This is a genomic window from Salinivibrio sp. AR647 (genome assembly GCF_001995415.1).
GTDB lineage: Bacteria > Pseudomonadota > Gammaproteobacteria > Enterobacterales > Vibrionaceae > Salinivibrio > Salinivibrio costicola.
In genome coordinates this window covers 369,921-389,215 of record NZ_MUFE01000001.1, presented here as the reverse complement: position 1 = coordinate 389,215, position 19,295 = coordinate 369,921, and the positions used below count along the sequence as shown (strand labels likewise).

The window sequence follows — 19,295 nt, the reverse complement described above, 5'->3', positions numbered from 1 at the left end:
CTACGCTGGCTCTTTGGAGAGAGAAATGATTTTTGTCGTGCGACTGCTGGCATTATTAATTGCCGCTGTGTTGCTGTTTGTCTTTGGCGGGCTTTACTGCTTATTAAGCCCCCGTAACCCCCGTAATTGCTATCATATCAGTAAATGGTTTGGGCGCCTCTCTCGTTTATTTGGGATTCGCTTGGAACTGCGATTTGCCGAAGGCGCACCGCGCGAGCCCGGTGCCAGTGTTTGTATTGCCAACCACCAAAGTAACTGGGATATGGTGACCTTATCCAATGCATTAATGCCTGGCGCGGTCACCGTTGGTAAAAAAAGCCTCTTGTGGGTACCGATTTTTGGCCAGCTTTATTGGCTAACCGGCAACGTATTGATTGATCGAGCGAACCGCAGTAAAGCGATGGGGACCATTGCGCAGGTGACGGAAAAGATCCGTGCCAAGCAACTGAGCGTATGGTTATTCCCAGAGGGGACACGTTCTCGCGGGCGTGGGTTATTGCCTTTTAAAACCGGCGCGTTTCACGCCGCAATCGGTGCCAACGTGCCTTTGATCCCGATCGTATGCAGCTCAACGCATCATTTAAAAGCCAATCGTTGGAACAATGGTCATGTGATTGTTGAAGTGATGGCACCGATTTCATCTGAGGGCTACGATAAAAACAATGTTCGTGCGCTTGCTAAACACTGCCACCAGGTGATGAAAAGCAAGTTAGAACAGCTTGATGCAGAAGTTGCGGAACGTAATCAACGCGACCGCTAATTGAGGATTCAGCTATGACTTCAACCCAGCGCCACCATGTTGTGTTGGTCTCACCTAATGGTGAACCACAAGGGATCGCTGAAAAGTTGGAGGCGCATCAGCAAGGATGGCTGCATATGGCCTTCTCCGTTATGTTATTTCGATGCAACGCCAATGGGGAGCGTGAGTATCTACTCCAACGTCGGGCGGCAGATAAATATCACAGTGGCGGGTTGTGGACTAACACCTGTTGTTCACACCCCAAACAGGATGAACCGATTGCCGCAGCGGCAAAGCGGCGTCTATATGAAGAGTTAGGTATTGCGCGTCCGCTCAACTTTATGATGGGACCTTGGTTTGAATATCGCGCAGAACTGGGCAATGGGTTGATTGAACACGAGTTGGATCAAGTCATTGCCTGTGAGGTGAATCGCGTCGATATGATCTTAAACCCAGATGAGGTAGAAGATTGTCGCTGGTGGCCGGAAAGTGAGGTTAGGCAGGCAGTCGCAGAGAGCCCTGAGCGATTTACCGCATGGTTTGAGCAGGTACTGACCCGGGTTCATGCGATGGTTGAGTTGCCAACCGCCTCGCAGATATAAACCGAGATTGGCTGCGTGACAATTAAGCGGCGTCGTCGACGCCGCTTTTCTTCTTTAAGCGCTACGTACTGCGATGGCTTCAATTTCAATATCAACATCTTTGGGCAGGCGTGCCACTTCAACACACGAACGTGCTGGATAGTTTTCTACCCCGTGCTCGTCAAAGAATGCACCATACACTTTGTTGATATCGGCAAAGTCTTCCATGTTTTTCACAAACACAGTGAGCTTAGCAATATCGTTCACTTTCAGTCCTGCCGCTTCGACAACCGCTTTAACATTATCCAGCGACTGGCGTGCTTGCGCCGTAATTTCTGGTGAAATCTGTCCAGTTACCGGGTTAACCGGGATTTGGCCAGAAGTAAGGATCATATTGCCAAGATCAACCCCTTGTGAATAAGGACCGATCGCTTCTGGCGCTTGTTCAGTTTGCAGTACTTGGATCATTGTCTATTCCTTTGTTAAAACGCAACACCTATAGTCTGCAACGGTTATCCAGCCAGGTAAAGCCGTTTACACGGGGGCAAGGCGATCACGGACCACTTGCTCGCAGGCACTGAGATCGCTTAAGCGGCGAGGGGCGACCAAAATGGTGTCGTTGCCGCCTACCGTGCCTAAAATTAAGGGGTGCCGGTGAAGATCGATTAAGCGTGCAATCAGTTGGGCACCGCCTGGATGTGTTTTTACCACCACCATGGCGTGGCTACAGGTGATCGCGTCAATTTGTGATCCAACCGAAGAGATCGCATAGACAGGCTCCATCTCGCCACTCAGCGTATAGACTTTTTGTCCATGCGCATTGGGTACTTTGGCGACCCCCAGCTTGGATAATAACCGAGAGACAGTCGATTGGCTGACATCAAGATAGCCAAGATCCACCAGTTGCTGACGCACAGCATCTTGGGTAGTAAAGCTTTGGGTTTGGAGTAGATGCCGGCACGTTGAAAGGATATCTTCCTCTGGTGTGGCGGCTGTTACCGATAGAATTGCATCATCAACCACGGGCAACCCCTTATAATTAACGGCACTTTACTTTAATATCAGTAGATAAAACTGATGATTAGCGATTCAATCGCATATGCTATCAGTTGCGGTAAAGGGAAACCTTGATGCGTGTCACTGCGTGGTATCAAGAGGAGAAGCAGGGCGCCGTGTGACGCCCTGTTAGGGGATTAATCGCCGAGGGTGGCGACCATCACCGCTTTGATGGTGTGTAAGCGATTTTCTGCTTCGTCAAAAACGATAGAGCAGTCTGACTCAAACACATCTTCGGTGACTTCTAGTCCTTTTAGGCCGTATTTTTGTTCTATTTCGGCGCCGACGGTGGTTTCGTTATTATGGAATGCGGGCAAGCAATGCATGAATTTTACATGTGGATTACCGGTTGCTTTCACTACATCCATATTGACTTGATAGGGTTTCATCATCGCGACGCGTTCGTCCCAAGCCTCTTTAGATTCGCCCATGGAAACCCAGACGTCGGTATACAAGAAATCACAATCTTTAACGCCTTCTTGTACGTCTTCGGTGAGCGTAATGCGCGCGCCGGTTTGCTCTGCAATTTCACGGCATTGTGTCACCAATGCGTCTTCCGGCCAGAATGCTTTTGGTGCTACCAAGCGAATATCCATCCCCATTTTCGCTGCACCGACCATCAGGGAGTTTCCCATGTTGTTGCGAGCATCGCCGAGATAAGCAAAGCGCATTTCATGAAGCTGCTTACCACGGCCATGTTCGAGCATGGTCATTAAATCGGCTAAGATTTGTGTAGGGTGAAACTCGGTGGTCAGGCCATTCCATACAGGTACCCCGGCAAACTCACCGAGCTCTTCGACAATGTCTTGTCCAAAGCCACGGTATTCAATACCGTCATACATGCGGCCGAGTACGCGAGCGGTGTCTTTCATCGACTCTTTATGACCAATTTGAGAGCCGGTTGGGCCGATGTAGCTGACTTGGCCGCCTTGGTCGAACGCAGCGGTTTCAAAGGCACAGCGGGTTCGTGTTGAGGCTTTTTCGAAGATCAGAGCAATGTTCTTACCTTTTAGACGCGGCGTTTCATAACCGTTGTATTTGGCTTTTTTGAGTTCAATAGCCATATCGATAAAGTGTTGGATCTCACGGGGCGTGAAGTCCAGTAGTTTCAGAAAGTTACGGTTGCGTAGGTTAAAAGCCATAATGGGAAATCCTCTTCGTTATTGGTCTCAGGCTTGTGCAGGAGCAGGTTGGCCGTGAGAAATATTGTTTTTATTCACTGAATGTGGACGAATACGCGTGCCCGCCTGACCGGCTAGAATCGCTAAACCATCTTCTAAAGCGCCAATGCCAACCAGTTTTCCACCTTGGCGCACAAATTCGCACGAGGCATCAATTTTAGGCCCCATTGAGCCTGCATCGAAGGTGTATTGGCTTAGATCCTCGGGCGTTGTCTCGGCGATGGCCCGTTGATTGGGTTGACCATAGTCGAGATAGACCGCCTCGGCATCGGTCAAAATCAGCAGAGCGTCGGCATTGATTTGGCGGGCTAAGAATGCGGCTGACATGTCTTTATCAATCACCGCTTCAATGCCTTTGAGTTGATCACCTTCTTTAATGACTGGGATACCGCCACCACCGGTACAAATCACTAAATGCCCCTGTTTGATCAAGCTGGCAATGGCATCATCCTCAATAATGCCAGTGGGTTGCGGGCTAGGTACCACCCGACGGAAATATTGGCCATCCGGTTTGATATCCCAGCCATATTTGTCAGCAAGCTGATTCGCTTCTTGTTGGTCATACACGGGGCCAATCGGTTTGGTCGGATTGGCAAATGCCGGGTCCTTGGGATCAACCGTCATTTGCGTGAGCATACAAGACACATGTTGATCCGGTGCTAAGTTATGTAGCTCTTGCATCAGCATGTAGCCAATCATGCCTTGGGTTTCAGAGCCGAGCACATCCAACGGATAAGGGGTCACAGATTTGTATTCGAGCCCCTGCAGGGCCAGTAAGCCAACTTGGGGGCCATTACCGTGGACAAGCACTACATTGTATTGCTCACCAATCGCCGCGATGGTTTTTGCCGCTTTGGCGATATTGGCACGTTGAACGTCGGCTTCTAAAGGCTCGCCTCGACGCAGGAGGGCGTTGCCACCTAATGCAACCACGACAGTGGGTTTATTCATAATCATACTCTCTACAGTCGTTGGGGCTGAGCGCAAGCAGGCTCAGCCCAATGCGTTTTAAATACCATCACGATGGATAGGGCAGCTCATGCAGCGCGCGCCGCCCCGGCCGCGGCCCAATTCGTCACCGGGAATCGACAAGACAGTGATACCCGCTTTATCATATTTTTCGTTGGTATAGGTATTCCGTTCATAGCCCACCACGACACCAGGACGAACGGTGAGTACGTTGTTGGCATCATTCCATTGCTCACGCTCGGCTTCAAAGCTGTCACCACCTGTGGTAATCAGATTCAGTGGGCCGACATCAAGTCCTTTTTCAATCGCGGTTAGGAAGTAATCCTCTTCGCGAACATTGAGTTTGCCAGTGCGATCACCGGTGAGGCTCCAGCACTTGATGTCTTTGCGAATCACTTCTGGGTATACCGAGAAGGTATCTTCGCGCATATGGGTCATCACGGTATCAAGGTGCATGCATGAGCGGTGTTTAGGGAGTTCCATCGCAATCACTTGCTTGGCTTGTCCGTGTTTGAACAAACTGGATGCGAGGTTTTCTACCCCTTGCGGCGTGGTGCGTTCAGACATCCCAATGAGGACCACGCCTTTACCCAAGACAGTGACATCGCCGCCTTCTATAGTGGCATTATCATAATCAATGTTCTCGCCACCAAAGTAGGTAATAAAGTCGCCATTGGCGAAACGTGGGTGCCATTTGTAGATGGCACGCAAGTGGTTCGTTTCACGCTTCCGCGCCGGTTTAGCCATTGGGTTAATCGATACGCCGCCGTATAACCAGCACGAGGTATCTCGCGTAAATAAGTGATTAGGCAGTGGGTCGATAATAAAGTCTGAAGGGGAATGCATCGCTTGCAACATCGATGTTGTCGCCAGCGGAAGCTCAGAGTAGGCGAGCCCGCCTAAGAACATCGACGCTAACTCATGATGAGGAAGATCATTTAAGTAGCAGCGGATATCGTTCGCAAACGACGGACCAAAGGTATAGTCAGATATTTTTAGGTTCATCAGCCAAGCTTTGGCTTCAGGGACATCCAGCGTTTCAGCCAGCAGGTTTTGCAACAATAAGACTTCCACACCCTGGTCTCGAAGCGTTTGTGCGAACTTGTCATGCTCTTCACCTGCGCGTTCAACGGAAAGTACATCATCGAAAAGCAGGTCGTGACAGTTAGAGGGAGTGAGGTGTGTCAAAGCACGCTCAGGACGGTGTAACATCACTGTACGTAATTGACCAATTTCTGAGCCGACATAGAAGTTGTTCATCTTTCTTTCTCCGTATATCTCTGCTTGGCTTTTCATCGGAAGGGATAAATAAAAAGTGCAGATTTATTATTGGGTACAAATTCATTCTAACGCGGCGTGATAATGGAACTGGAAGTTAGATCACATTGACTCAATACATCCTAGAGAGCGGTTTTTACCCTGTGTTAATGGTATTTATGGCAGATGATTTACGTGGTCTTTAATAATTAATCACTTTTAATGATTGCTTAGCGTTTTTATTTTTTTATCTTCAGAGTTTGCGCGGACTTTGTGTTTGTTTTATGCCTATTTTATTTTGCGTGTATTAAAGCTTATGCGTCATTAATGAATGACTATCTTTTGATTTTTTTTAATTTAACAAGTACAGGCGATTTTTTGGTTTGAATTGTGACGGTGATCATTATTATACTGCTTGTTGTTAAAAATGTTGTTTTATTGTGAAAAATACAAAGCGACAAAAAATAAAGCAGGTCAAGGTCGTTTTTAGGCAAAAAAAAGCGCACTTGCTTATCGCAAGTGCGCGTGTGTTGCGGTGATAGTGTTTACAGCATGACACCGACGCTGAGCATAACCATAATCATGATAGTTAAAATGCCAAGCAGGGGAGCAACCCATTTTATCCATTTCGCATAGGGTACACGCGCAATGGCTAAGCCGCCCATGACCACGCCAGACGTCGGAGTCACTAGGTTGACCAAGCCAGAGGCTGACTGGTAAGCGGTGACGACTAATTCGCGACCGACGTTGGCGAAATCAGCGAGGGGCGCCATGATTGGCATGGTTAGAACAGCCAGTCCTGATGATGAGGGCACCAAGAAAGACAGAAGTACTTCAAGCCAATACATCACATTGATAAACACAAATGACGACAAGCCCGATACTAGGCTTTCCGCGCTATTCAGTATGGTGTCGGTGATCATGCCTTTGTCCATGATCACCACAATACCGCGCGCAATACCGATGATCAGCGCTACACCAAGTAGGTCTCTCGCCCCATCTATAAAGCTGGTGGTGATTTCCTCTTCACTCATGCGCGCAATAAGACCAATGATAATGGCGGCCCCTAAGAACACGGCTGAGATCTCGGCCATCCACCATCCGAGCGAGGAGACGCCATAAATCATGACCGCGAATGCACCGGCAAAAACGGTAAGGATGACCTTACGTGTGGCGGTGAAGTCTAGGCTTTGATTATCATCGTGCTCGCCAAGGAAATGCTTTTTATTACTTTCATACTGGTCATAAACAATGGATTGGCTTTGGTCAGCGCGTACTTTTCGAGCATAGCGCATGACATAAGCGACACAAATGAGCCAACCAATGGCCAAAATGGCGAGGCGCAGCAGAATACCGTCGGTAAAAGGAATGCCTGCGGCATTGGCAGCAATCACAGTCGCAAACGGGTTAATGGTTGAGCCTAATGTGCCAATACCTGCGCCAAGTAGCACGGTGGCAGCGGCAACGACAGGATCAAAACGTGCGGCCATCATCACAGGCACAAGCAAGGTATAGAAGGGGAGTGATTCTTCAGCCATCCCGTAGATGGTGCCCCCTGCGGCAAATAGGCCCATCAAGATAGGGATCATCCACTCTTCGCGCCCTTCCAAGCGTTTGGTGACCCGCTCAATACCAGCATCAATGGCGCCCGTTTTCGTCACCAGCCCCAAAAAGCCGCCAATAATAAGAATAAACAGGGAGACATCAATGGCCGCCGCTTCATAAGTTTGGTGATTATAAAAGCCATCAATGGGGGCTAAAAGGACATCCACGATGCCTTGCGGATTACTCTCAACTTGCTGATAAGTGCCTGATACAGGGACTTCTTGACCAAGCTCTTCGTTCATGGTGCGGTCGTATTGCCCTGCGGGTACGACCCAACTTAGGGCGGCAACGACGGCAATAAGAATAAACAGTATCGTATAAGCGGATGGGAACTTCAGATTGGCAAACCAACCTTTTTTCTCAGGAACACTCTGGTTACTCATGGTTTCTCCTCATACCTCTTCTCAGTACAGGGGCGTACTACACGTGTTGAGGTAAAGCGTTAAGTTTCACGTCATTATTATTTTGAGCAATAAACATTTGCTTTGTCTTTATTGTAAAAGCGAGAGGCTTCTGACTTCTTGGTGATATCTCACAAAAGGAAATGTGGCTTTTTATTAAAAAAGATGAGCTAAAATTTTAAAGTGAATGTTATGTTGGTTTTTACGCGTACTTATCCTTTTTTTCGCCAAGGGAAAGGTGGGTTTTTATTGATTAAAATGTATCTACTTGCAGCGTAAGGCAGATATTATCCCTTTGCTCGATAGCGTTTATGTGAGCAGATTGCTTAATTAGTCATAAGTGGTGGGCGTTAATGATGAATAAAACAGGATAAAACACCAAGGGTTCCAACGTGAGATAATTAGGATTTTCTTGTTTTAAATCAAATTAGCGGTTGGCTTAAACCGAAGTCCGCATAGGAAAGGGCGCACTTGCGCCCTATTGATGAGGGCGTTATTTCTTTTTGGTGGGTTTTGGCAGCACAATCATATCGCACTCAGAAAAATGGTCTTGGAAAGCGCGATTATTGATATCGAAGATAACAATGAGGTTGCCAAGGCCAAAGCAGGCCGTTGCCATGCGGATCAGTGCCTGAGTGGGGCGAATATTACTGCCATCGGTATTTTGCAGGCGCAGGCGCCATGCTCGCATCCCGAGTGTTTGTCCTGCCTTACACCAAAAATAGCCATAGAACCCACCGATGACACAGGCTAAATACGCTGTATATAATGGGTTAACAATGGGGTGATGGGTGAGAAAGTCACTGATATCTTGGTAGGGCGCGATAGACATGCCGAGCGCTTGTGCGATCGCGAGCAATGCCATCATGCCGCCCCCCGCAAGCATAAGAAGTGCGGCAACCACTAGAATATCATAGACCCAGGCCGCTAAGCGGCGAAAAAAACCTGCGGTTGGACAAGCGATAGAAGACGTTTGCATTGGTGTTTACATCCCAGTATTCAATTCGATGCTAGCCTAGCACAGACACTGTCTTGGCGAGTAAGACTAGGCTGTTGTTTTTTGACCAACTATGGGGATTTTTTCTGCATAAGTGTATCTTAGTGTCCTGAGTTGGTTAAAAATAATGCGAACAAACACTTTTTTGCTTTTTGTGCTTGCACTCGAAAGGGCGGTACGTATAATTGGCCGCACTTGCCGAGATGGCGGAATTGGTAGACGCAGCGGATTCAAAATCCGCCGCCTTAACGGGTGTGAGGGTTCAAGTCCCTCTCTCGGCACCAAATCCCAAAAAAGCCCCAGTCTAAAGACTGGGGCTTTTTTCGTTATGCGCCCGCATAAGCGATGTGCAAGTCACAATCCGCCACATTCTATCCCGCTAATCCTGACGGCCCAAGGTATGATCCCTCGATAAGCAAAAAGAGGGAGTAGTAAGGTGCAAGTGCGTTATCAAGACATTGCTCGTTGGATCGAAGCACAAATCCAGCAGCGCGTTTGGCAAGTCGGCGAGCGGATCCCATCGGTAAGAGAAATGAGCCGTCTCCAGCGCGTGAGTCCAATGACAGTGATGCGTGCTTATGAACAGTTGGAAGCTGATGGCTGGGTTGAAGCGAGACCCCGGTCCGGTTTTTTTGTTCGCCCTCATTATAACCAGTTGGCAGAGCATGTATTGGCGAGGCCGCAAGCTGATTCTCAATGGCTCTCCACGCATCAGGATGTCTTTGATGTGATCAGTGCTAGTCACCAAGGAACGCGCTATCCATTTGGTTCGGCATTTCCCGATCCTCAACTGTTCCCCATGCAAGCCTTGGGACGGGCAATGGCGCGAGTGCTTCGTCAGTCTTCACATCCAGACCACTTTACTATTTTACCACCCGGTGACACTGGGCTGCGTCGGTTGATTGCCCAACGCTATCTGCGTCAAGGCATTAAAGTTGGCATTGACGAAATCATTATCACCAACGGTGCAATAGAAGCATTAAGTTTGTCATTAGCCGCACTCACTCAACCTGGTGATAAAGTCATTATCGAAGCACCCGCTTTTTATGGGGTACTGCAAACGCTTGAAAGGCTACAACTTGAACCCGTTGCTGTATCGGTTGATCTAAGTTCTGGTATTGATATAAATGCGCTTGAGCACGCCTTAATCTCACACCAAGTATCGGCATGCTGGTTAATGAGTAACTTTCATAATCCTACCGGGGCATCGATTCCAGATGATGACCGGCCCCGTGTGGTTAGCCTACTTGCGTCTCATCAAGTCCCACTTATCGAAGATGATGTATATGGTGAGCTCTATTTCACCCCTTCACGGCCCATGCCTTTAAAAGCCTATGATGCGCAAGGCGGCGTCTTACATTGCGGCTCTTTCTCCAAACAGCTTGCACCTGGTTTTCGAGTGGGCTGGGTCGCGGCAGGGTGCTATGCGATGCAAATAGAGAAGCGTCAGTCCGTTTCGAGCTTAGCCGTAGGGGCGCCCAATCAACTGGCGATTGCTGATTACTTAAAACAAGGCGGCTATGACGCGCACTTACGCCGATTACGTGAAACGCTGTCTACTCGTCAAAACCAGGTCCTCACCCAACTCAAAGCGATCTTACCGGCCAGTGCCTCGGTTAGCGAACCCAAAGGCGGTTATTTTTTGTGGGTTACATTGGATAAAAACATCGATACGCGTGATCTGTTTCAGGCGTTAAGGCCGTTTGGTGTGACCATCGCCCCGGGTGCATTGTTTGCGACAGATGGACGGTTTAATCATTGCTTTCGTCTCAATCTCTCGATTGATGGAAAAGTAACAAGAGAGCTCGAGCACAATGATGCCGAGTGTGATGGGTTAAATCAGATTGCGACGGCTCTCTCATCGTTACTCGCCGCGTCACCTGTACCAGTTAAATAGTGATCACTTTGTACTAGGCCGCGACGGCACTTTTCCCTTTAAACTGGATGTGCAATACCAGCTTGGGAGGAAAAGATGAAACAAGAGATGAGCATGATGGTGGTCGCAATAATTTGTGCAGCGTTACTGATCCTTGGCCACATCATTATTATTGAAACACTTGCCTATTACACATGGGCGCAATGGACCGCTGGCGCAATTCCTTTTGTGCTTTTGCTCATGGCGTGGGGCGCTGTGCGTTATTGTCGAGCGAAAGAGCGTGCGGAGGAAAGGCAACAATCGCACTTGCACTAATTGTTTTTTTGTATTGAGGGAGCGTGAGCACCAGCCATCTCTCGCTCTCCACGACTAGAAAAGCTCTCAACGACCGGAAAAAGGGGCCTTTTGTCTGTTTTTGTTTGTTTTGTGAACAAACGAGCAGCAAGGCGCTTTTTTTTTATATTTAGGGGTTGCGGTAAAAACTGAGATCTCTATACTGCGCTTCCTGTCGACGGGGCAACGAGACGTAAGTCACGAAATGCCAACCACTAAGTCGACACGCTCTTTAACAATTTGACCTATGCAATCTGTGTGGGCACTCGTTGAGAATAGACAAAAAGATTTATTCGATGAACTGAGTGACCAATACGATATAACTTTTAGTTATTCGGCACAGTCAATTCGTTTGTCTCGCAAGAGACGAACAAAACAGTATTTATCGAGCCGTTTGTCTTTTCTTWGGRAAAGCAAACACCAAAACTTTAATTGAAGAGTTTGATCATGGCTCAGATTGAACGCTGGCGGCAGGCCTAACACATGCAAGTCGAGCGGAAACGGCAGTATTGAAGCTTCGGTGGATTTACTGGACGTCGAGCGGCGGACGGGTGAGTAACGGCTGGGAACCTGCCCTGACGAGGGGGATAACCGTTGGAAACGACNAAAGCAAACACCAAAACTTTAATTGAAGAGTTTGATCATGGCTCAGATTGAACGCTGGCGGCAGGCCTAACACATGCAAGTCGAGCGGAAACGGCAGTATTGAAGCTTCGGTGGATTTACTGGACGTCGAGCGGCGGACGGGTGAGTAACGGCTGGGAACCTGCCCTGACGAGGGGGATAACCGTTGGAAACGACGGCTAATACCGCATAATGTCTTGATTCGTTAGAGTCAGGACCAAAGRTGGCCTCTACATGTAAGCTATCGCGTTGGGATGGGCCCAGTTAGGATTAGCTAGTTGGTAAGGTAATGGCTTACCAAGGCAACGATCCTTAGCTGGTTTGAGAGGATGATCAGCCACACTGGGACTGAGACACGGCCCAGACTCCTACGGGAGGCAGCAGTGGGGAATATTGCACAATGGGGGAGACCCTGATGCAGCCATGCCGCGTGTGTGAAGAAGGCCTTCGGGTTGTAAAGCACTTTCAGCAGTGAGGAAGGTYGTGTACTTAATACGTGCACGGCTTGACGTTAGCTGCAGAAGAAGCACCGGCTAACTCCGTGCCAGCAGCCGCGGTAATACGGAGGGTGCGAGCGTTAATCGGAATTACTGGGCGTAAAGCGCATGCAGGCGGTTTGTTAAGTCAGATGTGAAAGCCCGGGGCTCAACCTCGGAACCGCATTTGAAACTGGCAGGCTAGAGTCTTGTAGAGGGGGGTAGAATTTCAGGTGTAGCGGTGAAATGCGTAGAGATCTGAAGGAATACCAGTGGCGAAGGCGGCCCCCTGGACAAAGACTGACGCTCAGATGCGAAAGCGTGGGTAGCAAACAGGATTAGATACCCTGGTAGTCCACGCCGTAAACGCTGTCTACTTGGAGGTTGAGGTTTTAGACTTTGGCTTTCGGCGCTAACGCATTAAGTAGACCGCCTGGGGAGTACGGCCGCAAGGTTAAAACTCAAATGAATTGACGGGGGCCCGCACAAGCGGTGGAGCATGTGGTTTAATTCGATGCAACGCGAAGAACCTTACCTACTCTTGACATCCAGCGAAGCCTTTAGAGATAGAGGYGTGCCTTCGGGAGCGCTGAGACAGGTGCTGCATGGCTGTCGTCAGCTCGTGTTGTGAAATGTTGGGTTAAGTCCCGCAACGAGCGCAACCCTTATCCTTGTTTGCCAGCACRTAATGGTGGGAACTCCAGGGAGACTGCCGGTGATAAACCGGAGGAAGGTGGGGACGACGTCAAGTCATCATGGCCCTTACGAGTAGGGCTACACACGTGCTACAATGGCAGATACAGAGGGCAGCGAGACAGCGATGTTTAGCGAATCCCTTAAAGTTTGTCGTAGTCCGGATTGGAGTCTGCAACTCGACTCCATGAAGTCGGAATCGCTAGTAATCGTGGATCAGAATGCCACGGTGAATACGTTCCCGGGCCTTGTACACACCGCCCGTCACACCATGGGAGTGGGCTGCACCAGAAGTAGATAGCTTAACCTTCGGGAGGGCGTTTACCACGGTGTGGTTCATGACTGGGGTGAAGTCGTAACAAGGTAGCCCTAGGGGAACCTGGGGCTGGATCACCTCCTTAYTGACGCTATTCTTGCGAGTGTTCACACAGATTGNTTGTACACACCGCCCGTCACACCATGGGAGTGGGCTGCACCAGAAGTAGATAGCTTAACCTTCGGGAGGGCGTTTACCACGGTGTGGTTCATGACTGGGGTGAAGTCGTAACAAGGTAGCCCTAGGGGAACCTGGGGCTGGATCACCTCCTTAYTGACGCTATTCTTGCGAGTGTTCACACAGATTGTATAGGTTGAAATTGAAAGAGAGCACATCATTGCTTTGATGGGTCTGTAGCTCAGCTGGTTAGAGCGCACCCCTGATAAGGGTGAGGTCGGTGGTTCAAGTCCACTCAGACCCACCAACACATCCCCAAATGTGTTGGTTAACAAAGTAATCAATGTGGGGCTATAGCTCAGCTGGGAGAGCGCCTGCCTTGCACGCAGGAGGTCAGCAGTTCGATCCTGCTTAGCTCCACCACTTTTTAAGCGTATTTATAATGATAAGTGCCTTTAAAAAGTGGTTTATCGTCGTGATAAATACACATGCTCTTTAACAATCTGGAAAGCTGACAAGTCATTCTTTAAGAATGACAGTAAAGNTGGGGCTATAGCTCAGCTGGGAGAGCGCCTGCCTTGCACGCAGGAGGTCAGCAGTTCGATCCTGCTTAGCTCCACCACTTTTTAAGCGTATTTATAATGATAAGTGCCTTTAAAAAGTGGTTTATCGTCGTGATAAATACACATGCTCTTTAACAATCTGGAAAGCTGACAAGTCATTCTTTAAGAATGACAGTAAAGTTCTCAATCAGTGACATATCATGTCACTCACACAATCAAGTGTGCTTGGACTTTGTCTTATTAAATCAATAACGACAAAGCTTCTATTTGAGTCCGGCAAAAACAAAACCTTAATTGGTTGATGATTCAACACTCAGTGGTTTTGCGACGCAGATTTCTTTTTTAGGCAACGCGCGCGAGACTTTTGTCGCCGGGAGCGTAACGTGTTACGTGACCAAGCAAAAGTTAAGCAAGAGGCAGCATAAAAGAGAAAGATCGAGCAAAAAAGACCTCTTGGGGTTGTATGGTTAAGTAATTAAGCGTAGACGGTGGATGCCTTGGCAGTCAGAGGCGATGAAGGACGTATTAACTTGCGAAAAGCCCAGATAAGGCAGTAAAAGCCATTTGAATCTGGGATATCCGAATGGGGAAACCCACCTGCATAAGCAGGTATCTTAGCGTGAATACATAGCGYTAAGAGGCGAACTCGGGGAACTGAAACATCTAAGTACCCGAAGGAAAAGAAATCAATTGAGATTCCGGCAGTAGCGGCGAGCGACCCCGGATTAGCCCTTAAGCAGACTTGGCGTTAGGTGAACAGGTTGGAAAACCTGGCAATAAAGGGTGATAGCCCCGTAACCGACGGCGCCATATTTGTGAAAACGAGTAGGCTAAGAGGCGAACTCGGGGAACTGAAACATCTAAGTACCCGAAGGAAAAGAAATCAATTGAGATTCCGGCAGTAGCGGCGAGCGACCCCGGATTAGCCCTTAAGCAGACTTGGCGTTAGGTGAACAGGTTGGAAAACCTGGCAATAAAGGGTGATAGCCCCGTAACCGACGGCGCCATATTTGTGAAAACGAGTAGGACGGGACACGTGATATCTTGTCTGAACATGGGGGGACCATCCTCCAAGGCTAAATACTCCTGACTGACCGATAGTGAACCAGTACCGTGAGGGAAAGGCGAAAAGAACCCCTGTGAGGGGAGTGAAATAGAACCTGAAACCGTCTACGTACAAGCAGTGGGAGCCTCCTWGTGGGGTGACCGCGTACCTTTTGTATAATGGGTCAGCGACTTAATGTTAGTAGCAAGGTTAACCGCATAGGGGAGCCGTAGGGAAACCGAGTCTTAACTGGGCGTRTAGTTGCTAGCATTAGACCCGAAACCGAGTGATCTAGCCATGGGCAGGTTGAAGGTTGAGTAACATCAACTGGAGGACCGAACTCACTAACGTTGAAAAGTTAGGAGATGACCTGTGGCTAGGGGTGAAAGGCCAATCAAACTCGGAGATAGCTGGTTCTCCCCGAAAGCTATTTAGGTAGCGCCTCGGACGAACACTACTGGGGGTAGAGCACTGTTAAGGCTAGGGGGTCATCCCGACTTACCAACCCTTTGCAAACTCCGAATACCAGTAAGTGCTATCCGGGAGACACACGGCGGGTGCTAACGTCCGTCGTGGAGAGGGAAACAACCCAGACCGCCAGCTAAGGTCCCAAAGTTATCGCTAAGTGGGAAACGATGTGGGAAGGCTCAGACAGCCAGGATGTTGGCTTAGAAGCAGCCATCATTTAAAGAAAGCGTAATAGCTCACTGGTCGAGTCGGCCTGCGCGGAAGATGTAACGGGGCTAAGCGATACACCGAAGCTGCGGCAATGTCCTTATGGATATTGGGTAGGGGAGCGTTGTGTAAGCYGTTGAAGGTGTGCTGAGAGGCATGCTGGAGGTATCACAAGTGCGAATGCTGACATGAGTAACGATAAWGGGGGTGAAAAACCTCCWCGCCGGAAGACCAAGGGTTCCTGTCCAACGTTAATCGGGGCAGGGTAAGTCGGCCCCTAAGGCGAGGCCGAAAGGCGTAGTCGATGGGAAACGGGTTAATATTCCCGTACTGCTACTTACTGCGATGGGGGGACGGAGAAGGCTAGGTGGGCCTGGCGATGGTTGTCCAGGTTCAAGGGTGTAGGCTGTAATCTTAGGCAAATCCGGGATTACRYACGGTCGAGACCCGATGTCGAGCCACCAAGGTGGTGAAGTCATTGATGCCATGCTTCCGGGAAAAGCCTCTAAGCTTCAGGTAAGTAGGAACCGTACTCCAAACCGACACAGGTGGTCGGGTAGAGAATACCAAGGCGCTTGAGAGAACTCGGGTGAAGGAACTAGGCAAAATGGTACCGTAACTTCGGGAGAAGGTACGCTGCCCRCGGTGAAGTCCCTTGCGGATGGAGCTATGGGCAGTCGCAGATACCAGGTGGCTGCAACTGTTTATTAAAAACACAGCACTGTGCAAAATCGAAAGATGACGTATACGGTGTGACGCCTGCCCGGTGCCGGAAGGTTAATTGATGTGGTTATCGCAAGAGAAGCCATTGATCGAAGCCCCGGTAAACGGCGGCCGTAACTATAACGGTCCTAAGGTAGCGAAATTCCTTGTCGGGTAAGTTCCGACCTGCACGAATGGCGTAATGATGGCCACGCTGTCTCCACCCGAGACTCAGTGAAATTGAAATCGCAGTGAAGATGCTGTGTACCCGCGGCTAGACGGAAAGACCCCGTGAACCTTTACTACAGCTTGGCACTGAACATTGAGCCTACATGTGTAGGATAGGTGGGAGGCTTTGAAACGGCGACGCCAGTTGTCGTGGAGCCATCCTTGAAATACCACCCTTGTATGTTTGATGTTCTAACTTAGCCCCSTWATCSGGGGTGAGGACAGTGCCTGGTGGGTAGTTTGACTGGGGCGGTCTCCTCCCAAAGYGTAACGGAGGAGCACGAAGGTGGGCTAATCACGGTCGGACATCGTGAGGTTAGTGCAATGGCATAAGCCCGCTTAACTGCGAGAGTGACGGCTCGAGCAGGTACGAAAGTAGGTCATAGTGATCCGGTGGTTCTGAATGGAAGGGCCATCGCTCAACGGATAAAAGGTACTCCGGGGATAACAGGCTGATACCGCCCAAGAGTTCATATCGACGGCGGTGTTTGGCACCTCGATGTCGGCTCATCACATCCTGGGGCTGAAGTCGGTCCCAAGGGTATGGCTGTTCGCCATTTAAAGTGGTACGCGAGCTGGGTTTAGAACGTCGTGAGACAGTTCGGTCCCTATCTGCCGTGGGCGTTGGATGATTGAGGGGAGCTGCTCCTAGTACGAGAGGACCGGAGTGGACGAACCGCTGGTGTTCGGGTTGTGTCGCCAGACGCATTGCCCGGTAGCTAAGTTCGGCACAGATAAGCGCTGAAAGCATCTAAGCGCGAAGCTGGCCCCGAGATGAGTCATCCCTAGAGCTTCGAGCTCTCTAAAGGGTTGTCGTAGACGACGACGTTGATAGGCAGGGTGTGTAAGCGCTGTGAGGCGTTGAGCTAACCTGTACTAATTGCCCGTGCGGCTTAACCATACAACACCCAAGAGGTTTTGGGTTGGACTNAGATAAGCGCTGAAAGCATCTAAGCGCGAAGCTGGCCCCGAGATGAGTCATCCCTAGAGCTTCGAGCTCTCTAAAGGGTTGTCGTAGACGACGACGTTGATAGGCAGGGTGTGTAAGCGCTGTGAGGCGTTGAGCTAACCTGTACTAATTGCCCGTGCGGCTTAACCATACAACACCCAAGAGGTTTTGGGTTGGACTTAAAATAAAGCCAGTTGATTGTGGCGAGAACGAAACAGCTTTCTAGATTACCGAATTTGCTTGGCGACCATAGCGCTTTGGACCCACCTGACTCCATGCCGAACTCAGTAGTGAAACGAAGCAGCGCCGATGGTAGTGTGGGGTCTCCCCATGTGAGAGTAGGACATCGCCAGGCTCTCATTATCTAATTAGMGCTTARTATTRGGCTTTAGTTAGCAAAMATTTAAGCATCAAAGCAATTAAGTGTAAGACTTTGATGGCAAAACACCGAGTAAAACGTTGATAACGATTTTGCTGATATAGCTCAGTTGGTAGAGCGCACCCTTGGTAAGGGTGAGGTCGGCAGTTCAAATCTGCCTATCAGCACCAGAATTTTCTTGGCGGCCATAGCGTAACGGCACCACCTGAACCCATGCCGAACTCAGAAGTGAAACGTTGCTGCGCCGATGGTAGTGTGGGGTCTCCCCATGTGAGAGTAGGTCACTGCCAAGAGCTTATTTTAAGCCCTCCGCATTCGCGGAGGGCTTTTTCGTTTATAGTGTTTTTTAAAATACCTCATTCCTTTCTTATATCCCCGACTGCCCCATTTTTACCTCACCTTTTTGTTTGGTGTTGTTACCCTTTCACTATTCTTACTTATTCGGGCATCTCTGGGCGTTGATTATTGCTTGAGCTTCATGGGTCACTGGGGTATGTTATTAGATATCTGGACGTCTAAACATCTTAAATCTTCAGGAGGCAGTGATGCCGATAAAAATCCCGGATCAGCTCCCCGCCACCAATATTTTGCGTCGAGAAAACATTTTCGTTATGTCGCAGACGCGTGCGGTGAGCCAAAACATTCGCCCATTGAAGGTGTTGTTACTCAACTTAATGCCCAAAAAAATTGAGACCGAGACGCAATTTATGCGCTTGCTCTCTAATAGCCCTTTACAGGTTGATGTCGAGCTTTTACGTATTGATAACCGACCCAGTAAAAACACGCCAACGGAACACTTAGACACCTTCTATCGCCAGTTTGAAGCCGTGCGTGAACGCAACTTTGATGGTCTTATCGTCACCGGGGCACCATTGGGCTTGGTGCAGTTTGAAGATGTGATTTACTGGGAGCATTTGCAAGATGTGATGAATTGGGCGCATCAGCATGTTACGTCTACCCTTTACGTTTGCTGGGCGGCTCAAGCGGGTTTAAAGCTTCTTTACGATTTACCCAAAAAAACGCGCAAAGAGAAGTTATCTGGCGTCTATCAGCACCAGGTAAATGAAGCACTGGCTACGCATCCTTTATTGCGGGGGTTTGATGATAGCTTTCTCGCCCCTCACTCGCGGTACGCTGACTTTTCACCAAGCTTTCTTGACGAACACACGGATCTCGATATTCTCGCCACCTCAGCACAAGCGGGCACTTACTTGGCGGCGACCAAGGATAAACGTAATGTGTTTGTGACAGGTCATCCCGAATATGACTCACATACGCTGCATCATGAATACCATCGCGATCTTGAAGAAGGGATGGAGCCTGTCGTCCCGATTAACTATTATCCTGATGATGATCCGTCTCAACCCCCCTATGTGAGTTGGCGGAGTCATGGGCACTTACTCTTTGCCAATTGGTTGAACTATTGTGTCTATCAGCTGACGCCGTTTAATCTGGCTGAATTTTCACAATCTAACTTTACGCTCGACGAATAGCAAAAAGGCGCCTAATTGGCGCCTTGTTGAGAAAGAGTGT

12 protein-coding genes, 5 tRNA genes and 4 rRNA genes are annotated in these 19,295 nt (G+C 49.2%); 14 read left to right on the top strand and 7 right to left on the bottom strand.

Annotated features, from left to right (window positions below; all coding sequences use genetic code 11):
- Positions 1–25 precede the first annotated feature (25 nt).
- On the top strand, positions 26–760 hold the full coding sequence (locus BZG76_RS01795; protein WP_077459926.1) for a 1-acylglycerol-3-phosphate O-acyltransferase: 735 nt from the start codon (positions 26–28) through the stop codon (positions 758–760).
- A gap of 14 nt (positions 761–774) precedes the next feature.
- Complete coding sequence (gene idi, locus BZG76_RS01790; RefSeq protein ID WP_077459925.1) at positions 775–1,341, top strand: isopentenyl-diphosphate Delta-isomerase; 567 nt, start codon at positions 775–777, stop codon at positions 1,339–1,341.
- Between the two features lie 54 nt (positions 1,342–1,395).
- Here the strand turns inward: idi and BZG76_RS01785 are convergent, their stop codons facing one another.
- The 7 genes from BZG76_RS01785 to BZG76_RS01755 all read right to left on the bottom strand — a co-directional run bounded on the left by BZG76_RS01785 (position 1,396) and on the right by BZG76_RS01755 (position 8,768).
- A complete protein-coding gene (locus BZG76_RS01785; RefSeq protein ID WP_077459924.1) occupies positions 1,396–1,788 on the bottom strand; it encodes a RidA family protein in 393 nt (130 codons plus the stop codon).
- Between the two features lie 66 nt (positions 1,789–1,854).
- Positions 1,855–2,343: an arginine repressor gene (locus BZG76_RS01780; RefSeq protein WP_077459923.1), complete on the bottom strand. Its 489-nt coding sequence runs from the start codon at positions 2,341–2,343 to the stop codon at positions 1,855–1,857.
- A 170-nt stretch (positions 2,344–2,513) separates the two neighbouring features.
- Positions 2,514–3,518 (bottom strand): ornithine carbamoyltransferase, encoded by a 1,005-nt coding sequence (gene argF, locus BZG76_RS01775; protein WP_077459922.1) that lies wholly within the window; start codon positions 3,516–3,518, stop codon positions 2,514–2,516.
- Positions 3,519–3,545: 27 nt separating this feature from the next.
- Positions 3,546–4,508, bottom strand: coding sequence for a carbamate kinase (gene arcC, locus BZG76_RS01770; RefSeq protein WP_077459921.1), 963 nt, complete (start codon positions 4,506–4,508; stop codon positions 3,546–3,548).
- 57 nt (positions 4,509–4,565) lie between these two features.
- Entirely contained in the window at positions 4,566–5,786 is a 1,221-nt protein-coding gene (arcA, locus tag BZG76_RS01765; RefSeq protein ID WP_077459920.1) for an arginine deiminase, read from the bottom strand.
- 542 nt (positions 5,787–6,328) lie between these two features.
- A complete protein-coding gene (locus BZG76_RS01760; RefSeq protein WP_077459919.1) occupies positions 6,329–7,771 on the bottom strand; it encodes a YfcC family protein in 1,443 nt (480 codons plus the stop codon).
- A 511-nt stretch (positions 7,772–8,282) separates the two neighbouring features.
- A complete protein-coding gene (locus BZG76_RS01755) occupies positions 8,283–8,768 on the bottom strand; it encodes an RDD family protein (protein WP_077459918.1) in 486 nt (161 codons plus the stop codon).
- Between the two features lie 215 nt (positions 8,769–8,983).
- Between BZG76_RS01755 and BZG76_RS01750 the strand changes: the two genes are divergently transcribed.
- The 12 genes from BZG76_RS01750 to metA all read left to right on the top strand — a co-directional run bounded on the left by BZG76_RS01750 (position 8,984) and on the right by metA (position 19,255).
- Positions 8,984–9,070 (top strand) — tRNA-Leu (locus tag BZG76_RS01750).
- Positions 9,071–9,222: 152 nt separating this feature from the next.
- A complete protein-coding gene (locus BZG76_RS01745) occupies positions 9,223–10,683 on the top strand; it encodes an aminotransferase-like domain-containing protein (protein ID WP_077459917.1) in 1,461 nt (486 codons plus the stop codon).
- Positions 10,684–10,758: 75 nt separating this feature from the next.
- A complete protein-coding gene (locus tag BZG76_RS01740; protein ID WP_021023412.1) occupies positions 10,759–10,977 on the top strand; it encodes a hypothetical protein in 219 nt (72 codons plus the stop codon).
- Positions 10,978–11,620: 643 nt separating this feature from the next.
- Positions 11,621–13,189: ribosomal RNA gene (locus BZG76_RS01735) — 16S ribosomal RNA — on the top strand.
- A 262-nt stretch (positions 13,190–13,451) separates the two neighbouring features.
- Positions 13,452–13,528: transfer RNA gene (locus tag BZG76_RS01730), tRNA-Ile, on the top strand.
- Positions 13,529–13,568: 40 nt separating this feature from the next.
- Positions 13,569–13,644 (top strand) — tRNA-Ala (locus BZG76_RS01725).
- 123 nt (positions 13,645–13,767) lie between these two features.
- Positions 13,768–13,843, top strand: a tRNA-Ala gene (locus BZG76_RS01720).
- A 406-nt stretch (positions 13,844–14,249) separates the two neighbouring features.
- A 23S ribosomal RNA gene (locus BZG76_RS01715) occupies positions 14,250–17,335 on the top strand.
- A gap of 287 nt (positions 17,336–17,622) precedes the next feature.
- A 5S ribosomal RNA gene (gene rrf / locus BZG76_RS01710) occupies positions 17,623–17,738 on the top strand.
- 118 nt (positions 17,739–17,856) lie between these two features.
- Positions 17,857–17,932, top strand: a tRNA-Thr gene (locus BZG76_RS01705).
- Positions 17,933–17,939: 7 nt separating this feature from the next.
- Positions 17,940–18,055: ribosomal RNA gene (gene rrf, locus BZG76_RS01700) — 5S ribosomal RNA — on the top strand.
- Together the 16S, 23S and 5S rRNA genes with 4 tRNA genes alongside form the textbook arrangement of a ribosomal RNA operon.
- 252 nt (positions 18,056–18,307) lie before the next feature.
- Positions 18,308–19,255 (top strand): homoserine O-acetyltransferase MetA, encoded by a 948-nt coding sequence (gene metA, locus BZG76_RS01695; protein WP_021022714.1) that lies wholly within the window; start codon positions 18,308–18,310, stop codon positions 19,253–19,255.
- Positions 19,256–19,295 lie beyond the last annotated feature (40 nt).

What these genes read in the sequence shown, in the direction of transcription:
- BZG76_RS01785 (WP_077459924.1), bottom strand. Translation starts at nt 1,788, where the DNA reads ATGATCCAAGTACTGCAAACTGAACAAGCGCCAGAAGCGATCGGTCCT.
- argF (WP_077459922.1), bottom strand. Translation starts at nt 3,518, where the DNA reads ATGGCTTTTAACCTACGCAACCGTAACTTTCTGAAACTACTGGACTTC.
- BZG76_RS01795 (WP_077459926.1), top strand. Translation starts at nt 26, where the DNA reads ATGATTTTTGTCGTGCGACTGCTGGCATTATTAATTGCCGCTGTGTTG.
- metA (WP_021022714.1), top strand. Translation starts at nt 18,308, where the DNA reads ATGCCGATAAAAATCCCGGATCAGCTCCCCGCCACCAATATTTTGCGT.
- idi (WP_077459925.1), top strand. Translation starts at nt 775, where the DNA reads ATGACTTCAACCCAGCGCCACCATGTTGTGTTGGTCTCACCTAATGGT.
- arcC (WP_077459921.1), bottom strand. Translation starts at nt 4,508, where the DNA reads ATGAATAAACCCACTGTCGTGGTTGCATTAGGTGGCAACGCCCTCCTG.
- BZG76_RS01740 (WP_021023412.1), top strand. Translation starts at nt 10,759, where the DNA reads ATGAAACAAGAGATGAGCATGATGGTGGTCGCAATAATTTGTGCAGCG.
- arcA (WP_077459920.1), bottom strand. Translation starts at nt 5,786, where the DNA reads ATGAACAACTTCTATGTCGGCTCAGAAATTGGTCAATTACGTACAGTG.
- BZG76_RS01755 (WP_077459918.1), bottom strand. Translation starts at nt 8,768, where the DNA reads ATGCAAACGTCTTCTATCGCTTGTCCAACCGCAGGTTTTTTTCGCCGC.
- BZG76_RS01760 (WP_077459919.1), bottom strand. Translation starts at nt 7,771, where the DNA reads ATGAGTAACCAGAGTGTTCCTGAGAAAAAAGGTTGGTTTGCCAATCTG.